This is a genomic window from Sphingomonas vulcanisoli (assembly GCF_011761305.1).
Classification (GTDB): Bacteria; Pseudomonadota; Alphaproteobacteria; order Sphingomonadales; family Sphingomonadaceae; genus Sphingomonas_I; species Sphingomonas_I vulcanisoli.
This window is the reverse complement of sequence record NZ_JAAOZC010000007.1, coordinates 15,731-31,213: the sequence shown is the minus strand read 5'-3', so window position 1 is coordinate 31,213 and position 15,483 is coordinate 15,731. Positions and strand designations below refer to the sequence as shown.

The 15,483-nt window shown below is 66.1% G+C and carries 15 protein-coding genes; 10 read left to right on the top strand and 5 right to left on the bottom strand.

All coding sequences use genetic code 11. The annotated features are described in order from the left end of the window. Positions 1-38 precede the first annotated feature (38 nt). From FHS31_RS16470 to FHS31_RS12720, 3 genes are read left to right on the top strand one after another with little or no spacing between them, the layout of a single operon-like run. On the top strand, positions 39-704 hold the full coding sequence (locus FHS31_RS16470; RefSeq protein ID WP_243843455.1) for a PEPxxWA-CTERM sorting domain-containing protein: 666 nt from the start codon (positions 39-41) through the stop codon (positions 702-704). Positions 705-725: 21 nt separating this feature from the next. Next, positions 726-1,559 carry a PEPxxWA-CTERM sorting domain-containing protein gene (locus FHS31_RS12725; protein WP_167074112.1) on the top strand — a complete coding sequence of 278 codons (834 nt, stop codon included), beginning with the start codon at positions 726-728 and terminating at the stop codon, positions 1,557-1,559. A gap of 42 nt (positions 1,560-1,601) precedes the next feature. Continuing rightward, positions 1,602-2,300 carry an NAD-dependent deacylase gene (locus FHS31_RS12720; protein ID WP_167074110.1) on the top strand — a complete coding sequence of 233 codons (699 nt, stop codon included), beginning with the start codon at positions 1,602-1,604 and terminating at the stop codon, positions 2,298-2,300. Between the two features lie 165 nt (positions 2,301-2,465). Here FHS31_RS12720 and rplI read toward each other — a convergent pair whose 3' ends face one another. The 4 genes from rplI to FHS31_RS12700 all read right to left on the bottom strand — a co-directional run bounded on the left by rplI (position 2,466) and on the right by FHS31_RS12700 (position 4,367). Continuing rightward, the gene (rplI, locus tag FHS31_RS12715) at positions 2,466-3,062 is read right to left on the bottom strand and encodes a 50S ribosomal protein L9 (protein WP_167074108.1); all 597 of its coding nucleotides are present in this window, start codon (positions 3,060-3,062) and stop codon (positions 2,466-2,468) included. Positions 3,063-3,074: 12 nt separating this feature from the next. Continuing rightward, positions 3,075-3,299: a 30S ribosomal protein S18 gene (gene rpsR, locus FHS31_RS12710; protein WP_167074106.1), complete on the bottom strand. Its 225-nt coding sequence runs from the start codon at positions 3,297-3,299 to the stop codon at positions 3,075-3,077. Positions 3,300-3,311: 12 nt separating this feature from the next. Then, entirely contained in the window at positions 3,312-3,743 is a 432-nt protein-coding gene (gene rpsF / locus FHS31_RS12705) for a 30S ribosomal protein S6 (RefSeq protein ID WP_167074104.1), read from the bottom strand. Between the two features lie 198 nt (positions 3,744-3,941). After that, positions 3,942-4,367 (bottom strand): organic hydroperoxide resistance protein, encoded by a 426-nt coding sequence (locus tag FHS31_RS12700; protein ID WP_167074102.1) that lies wholly within the window; start codon positions 4,365-4,367, stop codon positions 3,942-3,944. Positions 4,368-4,559: 192 nt separating this feature from the next. Here FHS31_RS12700 and katG point away from each other — a divergent pair, with 192 nt between their 5' ends. Continuing rightward, positions 4,560-6,737 carry a catalase/peroxidase HPI gene (gene katG, locus FHS31_RS12695; protein ID WP_167074100.1) on the top strand — a complete coding sequence of 726 codons (2,178 nt, stop codon included), beginning with the start codon at positions 4,560-4,562 and terminating at the stop codon, positions 6,735-6,737. A gap of 123 nt (positions 6,738-6,860) precedes the next feature. Here katG and FHS31_RS12690 read toward each other — a convergent pair whose 3' ends face one another. Further along, entirely contained in the window at positions 6,861-8,267 is a 1,407-nt protein-coding gene (locus FHS31_RS12690) for an amino acid permease (protein WP_167074296.1), read from the bottom strand. 196 nt (positions 8,268-8,463) lie between these two features. Here FHS31_RS12690 and FHS31_RS12685 point away from each other — a divergent pair, with 196 nt between their 5' ends. The 6 genes from FHS31_RS12685 (at position 8,464) to FHS31_RS12660 (ending at position 15,479) form a co-directional block, all read left to right on the top strand. Further along, complete coding sequence (locus tag FHS31_RS12685) at positions 8,464-9,825, top strand: glycoside hydrolase family 47 protein (protein ID WP_341786354.1); 1,362 nt, start codon at positions 8,464-8,466, stop codon at positions 9,823-9,825. 135 nt (positions 9,826-9,960) lie between these two features. After that, the gene (locus FHS31_RS12680) at positions 9,961-10,392 is read left to right on the top strand and encodes a MarR family winged helix-turn-helix transcriptional regulator (RefSeq protein ID WP_243843454.1); all 432 of its coding nucleotides are present in this window, start codon (positions 9,961-9,963) and stop codon (positions 10,390-10,392) included. Next, on the top strand, positions 10,389-11,813 hold the full coding sequence (locus tag FHS31_RS12675) for an efflux transporter outer membrane subunit (RefSeq protein WP_167074096.1): 1,425 nt from the start codon (positions 10,389-10,391) through the stop codon (positions 11,811-11,813). Before FHS31_RS12680 ends, FHS31_RS12675 begins: the two co-directional genes overlap by 4 nt. Continuing rightward, positions 11,810-13,045, top strand: a complete 1,236-nt coding sequence (locus FHS31_RS12670; RefSeq protein WP_167074094.1) for an HlyD family secretion protein — start codon at positions 11,810-11,812, stop codon at positions 13,043-13,045. The genes FHS31_RS12675 and FHS31_RS12670 overlap by 4 nt, the downstream gene beginning before the upstream one ends. Beyond that, entirely contained in the window at positions 13,042-14,592 is a 1,551-nt protein-coding gene (locus FHS31_RS12665; protein ID WP_167074092.1) for a DHA2 family efflux MFS transporter permease subunit, read from the top strand. The genes FHS31_RS12670 and FHS31_RS12665 overlap by 4 nt, the downstream gene beginning before the upstream one ends. Next, positions 14,589-15,479 carry an ROK family protein gene (locus FHS31_RS12660; protein WP_208408707.1) on the top strand — a complete coding sequence of 297 codons (891 nt, stop codon included), beginning with the start codon at positions 14,589-14,591 and terminating at the stop codon, positions 15,477-15,479. The genes FHS31_RS12665 and FHS31_RS12660 overlap by 4 nt, the downstream gene beginning before the upstream one ends. Positions 15,480-15,483: the final 4 nt, after the last annotated feature.

Genomic DNA, 15,483 nt, shown 5'->3' with positions numbered 1-15,483 from the left:
CTGCGAAGGCCTCCCGGCGCACTTTGTAGGGGTCTTCCATGCTTCGTCATTTTCTTGCCGCCGCCGTTCTGGCGGCCGTTGCCACGCCTGCCCTGCAGGCGGCCACCACCACCGTCATGTCGGGATCGGGCATCCGGGCGCTGCAGATCGCTTATTACAGCCCGGTCGGCCAGAGCTTCATCTCGGCCGGCACCGAGCTTACCTCGTTCGGCTTCGATTTCCAGACTTTCAATCAGGGCCAGGCCAACACGCCCGTTACCCTGACCCTCCGCAGCGGCGATGGGCTGACGGGCGCGATTGTCGCATCGCGGACGATGACGCTGCCGACGATTCCCTATGATCGCGACAATCACTGGTATGATTTCGATTTCACCGGCACCGCGCTGACCGCGGGCGCGACCTATACGGCGTTGCTGTCGACCAGCTCCTCGCTGCTCGGCATCGTCTATGGGCCCGACGTCAACATCTATACCGGCGCGGTGCTCGGCGGCGACGCTTACACCGGCGGCGAGATCGTCACCTCGCAGACGCTGAGCAGCCCTTGCGCCGCCGGCAACAATATCTGCGATACCAACTTCCGCTTCACCACCACCGGCGACGCCGCCGCGGTGCCCGAGCCGGCGAGCTGGGCGATGATGGTCGGCGGCTTCGCTCTGCTGGGCGCCACGCTTCGCCGCCGCCGCGCCACCGCCACCTTCGCCTGACCCTCGATCAAGGACATCGATATGCTGAGCACAAGCCTCCGTGCGCTCGCCCTGATCGGCGGCGCGTTTCTTCTTGCCGAACCTTCGCTGGCGGCGACTCAAGTTTCTCCACTCACCACCGCATCGCTGACGAGCACAGGCTACACGCAGAATTTCGATACGCTCGCCAACACCGGCACCAGTAATGTCCTGCCCGTCGGCTGGCAGATTTCCGAAACCGGCACCAGCAGCGCGGCCGACGGCAGCTATACCGCCAACAACGGCAGCGCGAACGCGGGCAACGCCTATAGCTATGGCGCGAACGGCAGCACGGATCGGGCGCTGGGCAGCCTGACGAGCGGCACCAACTCGCCCGTCAGCTTCGGCTTCATCTTCTCCAATGATACGGGCGGCACCATCACCGCGCTCAATATCGGCTATACCGGCGAGCAATGGCGCCTGTCGAACGCCGCCAGCGATTCGCTCACCTTCCAATATTCGACCGATGCGACCGACGTCTCCGATGCGGGCGGCACCTGGCAGACCTTCTCCGCGCTCAATTTCGCCAGCGTGAAGGCGGGCGGCACCAGCACCGGAGCGGCGCTCGACGGCAACGACGCCGCGAACCAGGCGGCGATCAGCGGGCTGCTGGGCGATCTTTCGATCGCATCGGGCCAGAGTTTCGCGATCCGCTGGCGCGATCTGGACGTCACCGGCGGCGACAATGGCCTCGCGGTCGATGATTTTTCGCTGACCGCGACCAGCGCCAGCGCGGCGACGGTGCCCGAACCGGCGAGCTGGGCGATGATGGTCGGCGGCTTCGGCCTGATCGGGAGCGCGATGCGCCGACGCAACCGGGCGATCGCCGCCGCCTGATCTTGCATGGCCATGACGCCGCTGCGCTCTTATCGTGGCGTCATGGCCAACATCGTCATCCTTACCGGCGCGGGCATCTCCGCCGAGTCCGGGCTCGCCACGTTTCGCGGGCCGGACGGACTGTGGGAGGGACATCGCGTCGAAGATGTCTGTACGCCCGAGGCGCTGGCGCGCGATCGGGAGACGGTGCTGCGTTTTTATGACGAACGGCGCGCAGCGCTGGCGACGGTCGCGCCCAATGCCGCGCATCAGGCGCTGGCGAAGCTGGATGCCGAATGGCGGGGCGGGTTGCTGATCGTCACCCAGAATGTCGATGATCTGCACGAGCGCGCCGGGGCGGAGCGGCTGATCCATATCCATGGCGAGCTGCTGTCGGCATTGTGCGAGGGCTGCGGCGGGCGGGAGCGGTTTGCGGGCGCGATGCTGGGCGGGACGGTATGCGCGGGCTGCGGCGCGGTAAACCGACTGCGGCCGGACATCGTCTTCTTCGGCGAAATTCCCTACGATATGGAGCGGATCGAAGCTGCCGTGCAGGCGGCGGACCTGTTCGTTTCGATCGGGACTTCGGGGGCGGTCTATCCGGCGGCGGGGTTCGTGCGGCTGGCGCGCGCGGTCGGCGCGCAGACGCTGGAGCTCAATCTCGAGCCGAGCGAGGGGAGCTTCCTGTTCGACGAGCGGCGCTATGGCCCGGCAAGCGTGCTGGTGCCGGAGTGGGTGGAGGAACTACTTTCCAGGCAGTGACGTGCTCCGGCGAAGGCCGGAGCGTTGGCGGCATTCGGAGCGCTCTCCATCCAACGCTCCGGCCTGCGCCGGAGCACAGCATTTCCCAAAGCAGGCGTTCACAAGAAAAAAGCCGCCCGGGTCACCCCGGACGGCCTCTTCTGTTTCACGCAAAGCCGAAAGGCCTCAGCCCTCGGCCTGCTCTTCGGCGGGAGCCGCATCGGAGATGATCTCGCCCGGCTCGGCGTTGGGATCATAGTCCTCGATGAAGCCGGCTTCATCACGCTCGAACATCTGCGCACGAACATCGACGCCCTGCGCCTGCATCTCGGCCTCTTCAGGCGAGCGCGCGACGTTGACCTTGATCGTCACCGCGACCTCGGGATGCAGCACGATCTTCACCACCGAAACGCCGATCGCCTTGATCGGCTTATCGAGCACGACCTGGCTCTTGGTGACCTTGGCGCCGTCCTCGGCAAGCAGCTCGGCCAGATCGCGGGCCGAAACCGAACCGTAAAGCTGGCCGGTGTTCGATGCCTGACGGATCAGGGTGATCGTCTTGCCGTCGATGTCCTTCGAAGCCTTTTCGGCCTCACCGCGGCGGGCATCGTTATCGGCAACGATCTGCGCCTTGTTCGATTCGAACACCTTGCGATTGGCTTCGTTGGCGCGGAGCGCCTTCTTGTTCGGCAGCAGGAAATTGCGGGCGAAGCCGTTCTTCACGGTGACGACGTCACCGATGGCGCCGAGTTTCTCGACGCGCTCGAGCAGGATAACTTCCATGTCGTCCGCTCCTTACTTCACGAGGTAGGGCAGCAAGCCCAGATGACGGGCGCGCTTGATCGCCGTGGCGAGTTCGCGCTGCTTCTTGGCCGAAACCGCGGTGATGCGGCTCGGCACGATCTTGCCGCGCTCGGACACGAAGCCCTGGAGCAGACGGACATCCTTATAATCGATCCGGGGAGCGTCCTTCGCGGAGAAGGGGCAGCTCTTGCGGCGGCGGAAAAATGCGCGTGCCATAGTCTCTACTCCTTACGCCGCGTCGCGGCTGAAGCCGCCACGCTCGCCATCGTCACGGCGGGGGCGATCGCCGCCACGCTCGCTGCGGTCACCGCGATCGCGGCTGCGCTCACGATCGCGCTCGCCACGGCGCATCATCGCCGAGGGGCCGGCTTCGTGCGCATCGACGCGGATGGTCATGAAGCGGATGATATCTTCGTTGATGCCGAGCTGACGCTCGATCTCGGCGACGACATCGCCCGGCGCGTCGATCTCGAGCAGCACATAATGCGCCTTGCGATTCTTCGCGATGCGATAGGCGATCGAGCGCAGACCCCAGGTCTCCGTCTTGACGACCTTGCCGCCCTTTTCGGTAACGATGCCCGTGACCAGTTCGGCCAGTGCGTCCACCTGCGCTTGGGCCAGATCCTGGCGCGCGAGGAAGACATGCTCGTACAGAGCCATGTTCCATTTCTCCTGCCGATCGCTGACGCCGCCCCATGCGACGCCCCTCCGGCTTGTCGTCCAAAGGACGACACTCCTGAAGGAATGCCGTCAAAATCAAACCGGGCGGAAGCGTAGAGCTCCGCCCGGTTGCTGGCGCCTATACGCGAATGGCGTACAAAAGCAACGTGCATCCTCCCTCGCCAGGGGGAGGATTGGTCAGGCCAGCGTCAGCCCGACATCGACATTGTTGCGCGTGGCGTTCGAGTACGGGCAGATCTGGTGCGCGGTATCGACCAGTTTCTGGGCGTCGGCCTTGTCGAGGCCGGGGAGGTTTACTTCAAGATCGGCGGTGATGCCGAAGCCGCCCTCGCTGCGCGGGCCGATGCCGACCGTGGCGGTGACGGTGGTGTCGTCCGGCACCTTGAGCTTGAGCTGCATTCCTGCGACTTTCATCGCGCCGATGAAGCAGGCCGCATAGCCCGCTGCGAAAAGCTGCTCCGGATTGGTGCCGTCGCCGCCCGCGCCGCCCAACTCCTTGGGCGTGGAGAGCTTGACCGAGACCTTGCCGTCCTCGGTCCTGGATTCGCCATCTCGTCCGCCCTTGGCGGTGGCGCGGGTCTTGTACTTCACATCGACAGACATTGGATCGCTCCTTGCAAACTCGCCCTCCCAACGACCTGGCAGGCCGATAGTGCCGGGCGTCGATCAGTGACATGGTCACTCAATCGATGATCTTCTAAGTGATTTGATCGATCAGTCTCATCACAACAAGCGCTTGGACGACTCGCAAGCGCGGGGGCAAAAAGCCGCATCGAATTTCAAAAGGAGAGCGTAATGAACGCGGAATCCCAATGCCCCTTCAGGGGCGGCAAGGTCGACGGCAAGGCCGTCCTGTTTGAGATGACCAACCGGCTGTGGTGGCCGAACACGCTCGATCTCTCGATCCTCCACCAGAACCCGGCGGCCGGCGACCCGATGGACCCGGATTTCGACTATGCGGCGGAGTTCAAGACGCTCGATCTTGATGCGGTGAAGGCCGATCTCAAGACGCTGATGAAGACCAGCCAGGATTGGTGGCCCGCCGATTTCGGCCATTATGGGCCGCTGTTCATCCGCATGTCGTGGCACGCCGCGGGCACCTATCGCATCGGCGACGGGCGCGGTGGTGCCGGCGCGGGGCAGCAGAGGTTCGCGCCGCTCAACAGTTGGCCCGACAACGCCAATCTCGACAAGGCGCGCCATCTGCTCTGGCCGATCAAGGAGAAGTACGGCCGCAAGCTGAGCTGGGCGGATCTGCTCGTCCTCGCCGGCACCGTCGCGCTGGAGGATATGGGACTGGAGACCGCGGGCTTCGGCGGCGGGCGTGTCGATGTGTGGGAGCCCGAGAAGGACGTCTATTGGGGCCCCGAGCGCGAGTGGCTGAAGGACGAGCGCTATTCGGGCGAGCGCGATCTCGCGCACCCGCTCGCCGCCGTGCAGATGGGCCTGATCTACGTTAATCCCGAAGGCCCGGGCGGCAATCCCGATCCGCTGGCGGCGGCGCACGACATCCGCGAGACCTTCGCGCGCATGGCGATGAACGACGAGGAGACCGTCGCACTGATCGCCGGCGGCCACACCTTCGGCAAGACGCACGGCGCGGCCAGCCCCGACGACTATGTCGGCGCGGAGCCCGAGGGCGCGGGCATCGAGCAGCAGGGCCTCGGCTGGGCGAACAGCTACGGCCCCGGCAACGGCGCACACACGATCACCAGCGGCCTCGAAGTCACCTGGACGCAGGAGCCCGCCAAGTGGACCAACCTCTTCTTCAAGAATCTGTTCGCGCATGAGTGGGAGCTGACCAAGAGCCCGGCCGGCGCGCATCAGTGGGTGGCGAAGGATGCCGCCGAGGACGTGCCCGATGCGCACATCGCGGGCAGGACGCACCGCCCGACGATGCTGACCACCGATCTCGCGCTGCGCTTCGATCCCGAATATGCCAAGATTTCGCGCCGTTTCGCCGAGGATCACGAAGCGTTCGGCAAGGCGTTCGCCGAAGCCTGGTATAAGCTGACCCACCGCGACATGGGGCCGCACCGCCTGCTGCTCGGCAAGGACGTGCCCGCCGAGCCCCGCATCTGGCAGGATCCGGTGCCCGCACCGACCGGCACGTTGAGCGAGGCCGATATCGCCGCGCTCAAGGAGAAGCTGCTCAGTTCGGGCCTGTCAATCAGCCGTCTGGTGACGACCGCCTGGGCCTCGGCCTCGACGTTCCGGGGTTCGGACAAGCGCGGCGGCGCCAATGGCGCGCGTATCCGGCTCGCGCCGCAGAAGGATTGGGCGGTCAACGAGCCGGCCGAGCTCGCCAAGGCGCTTAGCGTTTATCAAGATATCAAGGCCGACTTCGCGGGAACCGTCAGCATTGCCGATCTGATCGTGCTCGGCGGCACGGCGGCGATCGAAGCCGCAGCGAAGAAGGCCGGTCACGATATCACCGTGCCCTTTACCCCCGGCCGCACCGACGCGACCGAGGAACAGACCGACGCGCTCTCCTTCGATCCTTTGGAGCCCAAGACCGACGGCTTCCGCAATTATCAGGGCGAACCTTCGGTCTATTCGGCGGAGGAACTGCTGCTCGATCGATCGCACCTGCTGACGCTGACCGCGCCCGAGATGACCGTGCTGGTGGCGGGGCTGCGCGTGCTCGGCGCCAACCATGGCGGATCGAAGCATGGCGTGTTCACCGATCGGCCGGAGACCTTGTCCAACGACTTCCTCAAGACGCTGCTGCGCACGAGCACCAGCATGAAGTGGGAGCCCAAGGCCGACGAGGCGGACGTGTTCGTCGCCAAGGACCGCGCGACGGGCGAGGCAAAGCTGACCGGAACCCGCGTCGATCTGATCTTCGGCTCCAACGCGCAGCTGCGCGCGCTGGCAGAGGCTTATGCCACCGACGACGCCGAAACGAAGTTCATCGCGGCCTTCGTCAAAGCGTGGACCAAGGTGATGAACCTCGATCGGTTTGACGTCTGATTTGGTGCTCCGGCGTAGGCCGGAGCGTGGAGACGAACGTGTGGCGCTTGCCGCCAGCGCTCCGGCCTACGCCGGAGCACAAGTAGGGCTTCCGCAGCGAAAGCTGTGGAAGCCCTTCACGTGTCAGCCCGCCCGCCGCACCTCGCTCGAATCCCGGCTGTAGGCGAAATAGATCGCCAGCCCGATCGCGTTCCAGATCAGGAAGCGGACGATCGTCATCGTCGGCAGGCTGGCGAGCAGATAGAGGCAGCCGAGGATCGCCAGCGTGCCGACGACATAAGGCGCCGGGCAGCGAAACAGGCGCGGCATTTCAGGTGATCGCTTGCGCAGCACCATCAGGCAGGCGCCGACCGCGATGAAGGCCAGCAACGTCCCCGCATTGGCCAGTTCGGCAATCTCATCGAGGCGGAACAGCCCGGCGATGATCGCGATGGCGATACCGGTGAGGATGGTGATCCGCGTCGGCGCGCCGGTCCGTGGCGAAACCTTGGCGAGGCCGCGCGGCAGCAGGCCATCGCGCGCCATCACGAAGAAGATGCGGCTCTGCCCGTACATGAACACCAGGATCACCGATGGCAGCGCGACGATCGCGGCCAGCTCGATCAGGTGCGCAGCGAGCGGATGCTGGAGCGTCTTGAGCACCAGCGCCAGCGGCTCGCTCGATCCGCCGAGGATGCCGTAGGGCAGCGCCCCGATCGCGGCCACCGCGACGAGCATATAAATTCCGGTGCAGACCAGCATCGATCCGACGATGCCGATGGTGAGATCGCGGCCGGGGTTCTTGGCCTCTTCGGCCGAGGTCGCCACCGCATCGAAGCCGTAGAAAGCGAAGAAGACGATCGCCGCCGCCGCCATCACCCCGCGCTTCATGCCGCCCTGCTCGGTGCCCGCGAAGCCATAAGGCATGAAGGGGTGAAGGTTGGCGCTCTGAAAGGCGGGCAACGAGACGATCACGAACACCGCCAGCGCGACCAGCTTGATGACGACCAGCACGATGTTGAGCGTCGCGCTTTCCTTCGTGCCCGCGATCAGCATCCCCATCACCGCCAGCGCCACCGCCACGGCGGGCAGATTGACGACGCCGCCGCCCGAGGGCCCGACCAGCAAGGCGTGCGGCAGATGGACACCCACCGCGCCGAGCCAGCCCATCGCATGGCCCGACCATCCGACCGCGACCGTGGAGCAGGCCAGCGAATATTCGAGGATCAGGCTCCAGCCGACCACCCAGGCGACCCCCTCGCCCAGCGCCGCATAGCTGAACGTATAGGCGCTGCCCGCCGCGGGGATCATCGTCGCCAGTTCGGCATAGGCCAGGGCCGCGCAGGCGCAGACCAGCCCCGCGATCACGAACGACAGGATCACCGCCGGCCCCGCCCGCTCCGCGCCGACACCGATCAGCGTATAGATGCCTGTGCCGACGATCGCGCCGACGCCGAGCGCGATCAGGTGCGGCCAGCTCAAGGTCTTGGCGAGGCGGTGCTCCTTGTCCGGGCGGATCAGCGCGTCGAGCGCGATGCGAGGTCCGAAGATGATACGACTCCCTTGCTGCGGCTTGGCGGCACGCCGCACGGCGGCCGTTTGTGTTGCAGGGAATGCTGAAACAAGTTCTGCATGACGGCAAGCTTGGCGGAGCAGCCTGCCCCACGCATAAGCGTGCAAAATCGATCGAGAGGATAAGCCTTGCACCGTTTCGCCCGTGTCCTCCCGATATCCTCGGCGCACTGAGGTGCGGATCAGCCGCCGCGCCGCGCTGGCCGGTCTCGCCGCCGCTCCTCTTCGTGCCACGCCCGCGCAGGAGAATTGGTCCGCGCTTGCCGAACAGGTGAAGGCGGCGATGGCCTGGGCCTGGGGCCATTACCGCGAACGCGCCTGGGGCAAGGACGAGATCAAGCCGGTCAGCGGCACCAGCTCCAGCTTCCCGATGAAGGGCCACCACCTCGGCCTCAGCCTGATCGAGGCGCTCGATACCTTGTGGGTGATGGGGCTCGACGCGCAGTTCCGCGAGGGCGTCGATTGGGTGAAGGCCAATGCCGACTTCAATGTGGATGGCGAGGTTTCGGTGTTCGAGACATCGATCCGCATCGTCGGAGGGCTGCTCTCCGCGCATCATGCCTGCGGCGATCCGGTGCTGCTCGCCAAGGCGCGCGACCTCGCCGAGCGGCTGCTGCCCGCCTTCGATACGCCGACCGGCTTTCCCTATCGCACGATCAACCTCAAGACCGGGACGCGCCACGATACCGCGACCAATCCGGCGGAGATCGGCACTTTTCTGCCGGAATGGGGCACGCTCGCGCGGCTGACCGGGGACAAACGCTTTCACGACGTGCCGCGCAAGGCGGTGGTGGCGCTGTTCGAGAAACGATCGAAGCGCGATCTCCTCGCCACGCAGATCGATGCGCTGAGCGGCGAATGGCTCGACGGGCGCGCCACGGTCGGCGCCTATGCGGACAGTTTTTACGAAACTCTCTGGGATAGCTGGCAGCTGTTCGGCGATGCCGAGATGAAGCGGATGTACGACGTCTGCACGGCAGGCATCCTGCGCTGTCAGCAGGTGCATGTCGGCGGCAAGCTGTGGATCAGCGACGTGGATTTCGAGACGGGCGAGATCATGTCGACCGAGCAGGACGAGCTTTCGGCTTTCTACGGCGGCCTGCTCGCCCAAGGCGGCGCGGCGGCGACTGGGGCGGCGCTGACCGAGAGCTGGGCATCGCTGCAGGCCCGCTACGGCATCTTGCCCGAAGGCTATGATTATCTCGCGGGCAAGCCGACGCAGGTGACCAACGCGCTCCGCCCCGAGTTGGCCGACGCCGCCTTCAACCTCTGGCTGCTCGATCGCAATCCGCGCTGGCGGCAGGTCTGCGCCGATCATTTCCGGGCGATGCTCAAGTGGAACAAGGCCGCCTACGGCTTCACCGATATCGCCGACATGACCGCCGATCCCAAGACTCAGGCCGATCATTGCCCCGGCTATTGGTGGTCCGAGCAGATGAAATATTACTACCTGATCTTCGCCGATACGCCGCGCTTCGATTACCGACGCAACTATCTCAGCACGGAGGGCAATGTGCTGCTCGGCTTCCGGCGATAGCCAAATCGCAGCTTCAGGCATTTCCATGCCTTGACAATATCTCTCTGCGATATATCTGCCTATGAAGATACTTTCGAGGCAGGCATGAGACGATTTTCCATTGCTGATTGTTCGTCGTCCGTTTCCCCGGGCCGATTGATCCGCCGGATCGACAAGACAATGACCGTCTGGATCGATGATCGGCTTGCTGCGCATGGCCTGAGCTATTCGCAGTGGGTGGCGCTCAAGCTGGTCGCCGATGGCTATGCCAGCAATCCTGGCATGCTGGCGCGCGACCTCGGCTATTCGACGGGTGCGGTCACGCGGCTGATCGATGGGCTTGAACAGCGGGGCCTGATGGCGCGGGATCGCGCCGCGGGCGATCGGCGCGTGGTCAGCCTCGTGCTGACAGACGAAGGCGCCGCCCAGCTCAACGCGCTCGCGCCCGAAGTGCTCGATCCCTGGAACGACGTGCTGGAGGAATTCAACGATGACGAGGGCGAACTGCTCGTCGGGCTGCTCAACCGGCTGTTGAAGGCGGCCGAACGCAAAGCCGCAGGTGCGCTGAATGAGGCGGTGGGCGCATGAGACAGCGTTCTCTGCTGAGCGGGGCAGCCATGCTGCTCCTCGCCGGCTGCGCCGGCGTGCCGCATGGCGATCCGCAGCTTGCCCGGGTCGCGCCCGCGTCGCTCGGCCTTGCCGCGGAGACGCCTGCGATCAGCGCGAACTGGTGGAGCGCGTTCGGCGATCCGCAGCTCGATCGCCTGATCGAGACCGGGCTTGCGGACAATCCCTCGCTGCAGGGCGCGCTCGCCCGCGTCCGGGTCGCCGATGCCCAGCTCGGCGCGGCGCGCGCGCAGCTCGATCCGCAAGTGACCGGCATCGGCACGGTGCAGGAATCGCATCTTGGCGATCATTTCATCGGCGAAGGCGGCTGGTCGACGATCGGCCTCGTCACCGGCAGCCTCAGCTGGAACCTCGATCTGTTCGGCCGGCTGCATGCTTCGGTGGATCGGGCGCGCGGCAATGCCGCCGCCGCCGATCTGGATGCGGCGGGCGCACGGCTGATGCTCGCCTCCTCGATCGCGCAGGCCTATGTCGGGCTGGCACAGGCCGAGCAGCAGATCCGCGTCGCCAATGATTTCGCCGCGACCCGCCAGCAGGCGCTTGGCTTTGTCCAGACGCGCATCCGCGATCAGCTTGCCAGCCAGTTCGATCTGCGCACCGCGCAGACCCTGCTCGCCGAGGCTCAGCAATCGCAGGTGCGTGCGCTGCGCCAGCGCGATCTTCTGGTCCATGCGCTGGCCGCGCTGGTCGGCCGGGGGGCGGATTTCTATCCGCAGGTTACCGCGCCGACGCTGGCGCTGAACGCCGCGCCGCCGGTGCCGCAGCTGCTGCCCGCCGATCTGCTCGGCCGCCGCCCCGATCTGCTCGCCGCGCAGGCGCGGATCGATGCTTCGGTCGCCAACCGGCGCGTGGCGCGCGCGGCTTTCTATCCCAACATCGATATCAGCGCCTTCGCCGGTATCGCCTCGATGGGCCTCAGCCATCTCGTCAGCGCCGGATCGGCGATGGGCGGCGGCGGGCCGGCGATCACGCTGCCGATCTTCGACGGCGGCAAGCTGCGCGCACAGTATCGCGGCGCCACCGCCGATCTCGATCGCGCCATCGCCGACTATAACGATGCGGTGCTCGCCGCCGTCCGCGACAGCGCCGACGCCATCACCAACGTCCGCTCGGCCGACGCCGATCTCGCCACGCAGGAGAAGGTCGTCGCAGGCTTGCGCGATACCGTGCGGCTCAATGGCGTGCGGACGCGCACCGGCCTCGGCACCCAGCTCGATGCGATCGAAAGCGGCTTCCGCCTGCTGGAGGCCGAACAGCAGCTCGTCGGCCTGCAGGCCGATACGCTCAGCCGCCGCATCCAGCTTATCACAGCCTTGGGCGGCGGCTTCGCTCCCGCCCCCGTCACCACCGCGGCCGCCCCCGCTTCGGACAAAAGATCATGAACGACAGCACGCACAATTTCGACAAGAGCACGGTCGCAGAGGCCGATCTCACCCCCGCCGAGACGATGACCCGGCCCGATCTGCCGCAGCCGCCCGAGCCCGCGCGCCCGAACACGCGCAAACGCGCGTTCCTGATCCTGGGCGCGATCGTGGTGCTTGCCGCGATCGGCTATCTAATCATGCGGCTGCTGGCAGGATCGGTGCAATCGACCGACGATGCCTATGTCGGCGGTGATATCGTCGCGATCACCGCGCGCGAGGGCGGCACGGTGCTGGCGCTCAACGCGGACAATACCCAACAGGTCACTCGCGGCCAGAAGCTGATCGAGCTCGACCCCGCCGTGCAGGATGTCGCGGTCGCGTCCGCCGAGGCCGATCTTGGCCGGGCGGTGCGCTCGATCCGCGCCGATCGCTCCGCGGTCGATGAGGCGAGCGCCGAGATCGCGCAGGCGCAGGCCAATCTCGATCGGGCGCGCAGCGATTACCGCCGCCGCAGCGCCGCCGCCAAGGATGGCGCCGTTTCGGGCGAGGAACTCAGCCACGCGCAGGATGCCGTGACCACGGCGCAGGCCGCCCTGACTCTCGCCGACGCGCGCCGCGCACAGGCCGAAAGCTCGATTGCGGGCACCGATGTCGCCAACAATCCGGCGGTGCTCGCCGCGATCGCCAATTTGCGCCGCGCTGCGATCAGCCGCAGCTATATGGATGTGTTCGCGCCCGTCGCCGGCATCGTTGCGCAACGCACCGTGCAGCTTGGCCAGCGCGTCGCCGCGGGCACGCCGCTGATGGCCGTGGTGCCGCTCGATTCGCTGTGGATCGACGCCAATTTCCGCGAAACCCAGCTTCAGCGCATCCGCGTCGGCCAGCCGGTGACGATCAAGGCCGATGCCTATGGATCGAGTGTCGTCTTTCACGGCAAGGTGCTGGGCCTGGGCGCGGGATCGGGCGCGGCCTTCGCGCTGCTGCCCGCGCAGAATGCGACCGGCAACTGGATCAAGATCGTGCAGCGCGTTCCGGTGCGCATCGCGCTCGATCCCAATGAGTTGCGCCAGCATCCGCTGCGCATCGGCCTGAGCGTCACCGCGTCGGTCGACACCGCCGATCAATCGGGCCCGATGGTTTCGGCCAGCGCGCCGCCCGCCGGCGGCCGCCAGGCGAGCTTCGCGGGCAATGCCGCTGTCGACGCGCGCATCCGCCAGATCATCCAAGCGAATCTCGGCCGCGGGAAATGAGCGGATCGGCCGCGACGGCCGCCGAGCCGCCACCGCTTGTCGGCGTGATCCTGTGGATCGTGGCGCTGGCGCTGGCGACCGGCACCTTCATGCAGGTGCTGGACGGCACCATCGCCAACGTCTCGCTGCCCACCATAGCGGGCAACCTCGGCATTTCGTCCGATAATGGCGTCTGGATCATCACCAGCTTCGCGGTGGCGAACGGCGTCACGGTGCCGCTGACCGGCTGGCTGATGGGCCGCTTCGGCGTCGTCAAGACCTTCTGCGTCTCGGTTACCGCCTTCACGCTCGCTTCGCTGCTGTGCGGGATCGCCTGGGATCTGCCATCACTAATCCTGTTTCGCATCCTGCAGGGGGCCTGTTCGGGGCCGATGATCCCGGGCAGCCAGGCGCTGCTGCTGATGATCTTCCCGGCCAACAAGCGTGCTTTGGCGCTTTCGATCTGGTCGGTGATGACGATGGGCGCGCCGGTGCTCGGCCCCGTGCTGGGCGGCTTCATCTCTGATCATTATCACTGGGGCTGGATCTTCCTGATCAACGTGCCGGTGGGGATCGTCGTTGCTTTGATCAGCTGGCTGGGACTGCGCACCCGCGATACGCCGATCGTCAAGGTGAAGTTCGATACCGTCGGCCTGATCCTGCTCGCCATCTGGGTGTTCAGCCTGCAGGTGGTCCTTGATCTCGGCAAGGACCGCGACTGGTTTCACAATAATCTCATCGTGGCGCTGTCGTGCTGCGCGGCGGTAGGTTTCGTCGCCTGGGTGATCTGGGAGCTGACCGATCGCCAGCCGGCCGTCGATCTCCGGCTGTTCAAGACGCGCAATTTCCTGCTCGCCAATATCGCACTGGCGCTCGGCTATGCGGTGATGTTCGGCAACAATCTGCTGCTGCCGCTCTGGCTGCAGCAGCAGATGGGTTATACCGCGACCTATGCCGGGCTGGTCGCGGCGCCGGCCGGGCTGATGGCCGTAGTGCTGTCACCCTTGCTGAGCAGGACGCGCAACCTGGATTCGCGCATCGTCGCGACAATTGCCTTCCTCGGCTACGGCATCTGCTATCTGCTGCGCGCCCGTTACACGCCGGACGCCAGCTTCTGGGCGCTGACCCTCCCGCAGATCGTTCAGGGCGTGGGCGCCGCGATGTTCTTCGTTCCCCTGCTCACGATCATGCTCGGTGGTCTGCGCGCCGATCAGGTGCCTTCGGCCAGCGGCCTTTCGAACTTCGTGCGCATCACCGCGGGCAGCTTCGGCGCATCGATCATCACGACCTTATGGTCGCGGCGCGAAACGCTGCACCAGACGCGGCTTGTGGAGAACGCCAATCCATGGTCTCCGGTTTATCAGCAGGCCACGGATCAGATGCAGGCGCACGGAATGACAATGGCGCAGGCCAACGGATCGATCCTGCGCAGCGTGATCGATCAGAGCTATCTGCTCGCCTCCACAGAGATCTTCTACGTCTCGGGATGGATATCAATCGCGCTGATCGCGGTGGTCTGGTTCTCGCGGCGCGCCCAGCCCTCGCAGCACGTGGTGGTGGCGGATTGAGCAAGCTCTACGCAGGCGTCGAGACGGGCGGCACCAAGTTCGTTGCAGGCGTGGGATCGGCCGCGGGCGGATCGCGGATCACGCGGCGGATCGAAACCCGCGATCCCGACGCGACCTTTGCCGACATTGCCGCCTTTTTCGCCGAAAATGCGCCGACGGACGGTTATGCCGGCGTCGGCATTGCCAGTTTCGGTCCGGTCGATCTCGATCGCTCCAGCCAGAGCTACGGTCACATCCTCGAAACCCCCAAGATCGCCTGGCGCGGCGCCGATCTCGTCGGGCGGATGGCGACGGTGATCGACGCCCCGATCGCGATCGATACCGACGTCAACGCCGCCGCGCTGGCGGAAGCCAGGCTGGGCGCCGGGCGCGGCCGCAGCGACGATCTCGCTTACGTTACGATCGGCACGGGCATCGGCGTCGGGCTGGTGATCGGCGGCCGGACCGTGCACGGCTCATTGCATCCCGAGGCCGGCCATATCTTCGTGCGCCGCCACAAGAGCCTCGGCGAGTTCAAGGGCGTCTGTCCTTCGCACGGGGATTGTCTGGAGGGTATCGCCGCCGGCCCCGCGATCGCGGCGCGCTGGGGTGCGGGTCTCGATACGCTGCCCCCCGATCACCCCGCCTGGGCCGCCGAGGCCGAGCATATCGCCCAGCTCTGCGCAATGTTGCTGCTGACGACCTCCCCGGCGACGATCGTGCTCGGCGGCGGCGTGATGAGCCAGCCGGCGCTGTTCCCGCCGATTCGCAAGCGCACCGCCGCGCTGATCGCCGATTACGTCCGCGATGCCGATGAGGCAGCACTGGCGCAGCGCATCGTGCCGCCCGCCTGCGCCGAAGCGCCCGGGTTGCTCGGCGCCTATCTACTTGCCGAACAAGCCGATTAGCGGT

Excerpts from the sequence above, each read along its gene's own strand:
- FHS31_RS16470 (WP_243843455.1), top strand. The coding sequence starts at position 39 with ATGCTTCGTCATTTTCTTGCCGCCGCCGTTCTGGCGGCCGTTGCCACG.
- FHS31_RS12725 (WP_167074112.1), top strand. The coding sequence starts at position 726 with ATGCTGAGCACAAGCCTCCGTGCGCTCGCCCTGATCGGCGGCGCGTTT.
- FHS31_RS12720 (WP_167074110.1), top strand. The coding sequence starts at position 1,602 with ATGGCCAACATCGTCATCCTTACCGGCGCGGGCATCTCCGCCGAGTCC.
- rplI (WP_167074108.1), bottom strand. The coding sequence starts at position 3,062 with ATGGAAGTTATCCTGCTCGAGCGCGTCGAGAAACTCGGCGCCATCGGT.
- rpsR (WP_167074106.1), bottom strand. The coding sequence starts at position 3,299 with ATGGCACGCGCATTTTTCCGCCGCCGCAAGAGCTGCCCCTTCTCCGCG.
- rpsF (WP_167074104.1), bottom strand. The coding sequence starts at position 3,743 with ATGGCTCTGTACGAGCATGTCTTCCTCGCGCGCCAGGATCTGGCCCAA.
- FHS31_RS12700 (WP_167074102.1), bottom strand. The coding sequence starts at position 4,367 with ATGTCTGTCGATGTGAAGTACAAGACCCGCGCCACCGCCAAGGGCGGA.
- katG (WP_167074100.1), top strand. The coding sequence starts at position 4,560 with ATGAACGCGGAATCCCAATGCCCCTTCAGGGGCGGCAAGGTCGACGGC.
- FHS31_RS12675 (WP_167074096.1), top strand. The coding sequence starts at position 10,389 with ATGAGACAGCGTTCTCTGCTGAGCGGGGCAGCCATGCTGCTCCTCGCC.
- FHS31_RS12670 (WP_167074094.1), top strand. The coding sequence starts at position 11,810 with ATGAACGACAGCACGCACAATTTCGACAAGAGCACGGTCGCAGAGGCC.
- FHS31_RS12665 (WP_167074092.1), top strand. The coding sequence starts at position 13,042 with ATGAGCGGATCGGCCGCGACGGCCGCCGAGCCGCCACCGCTTGTCGGC.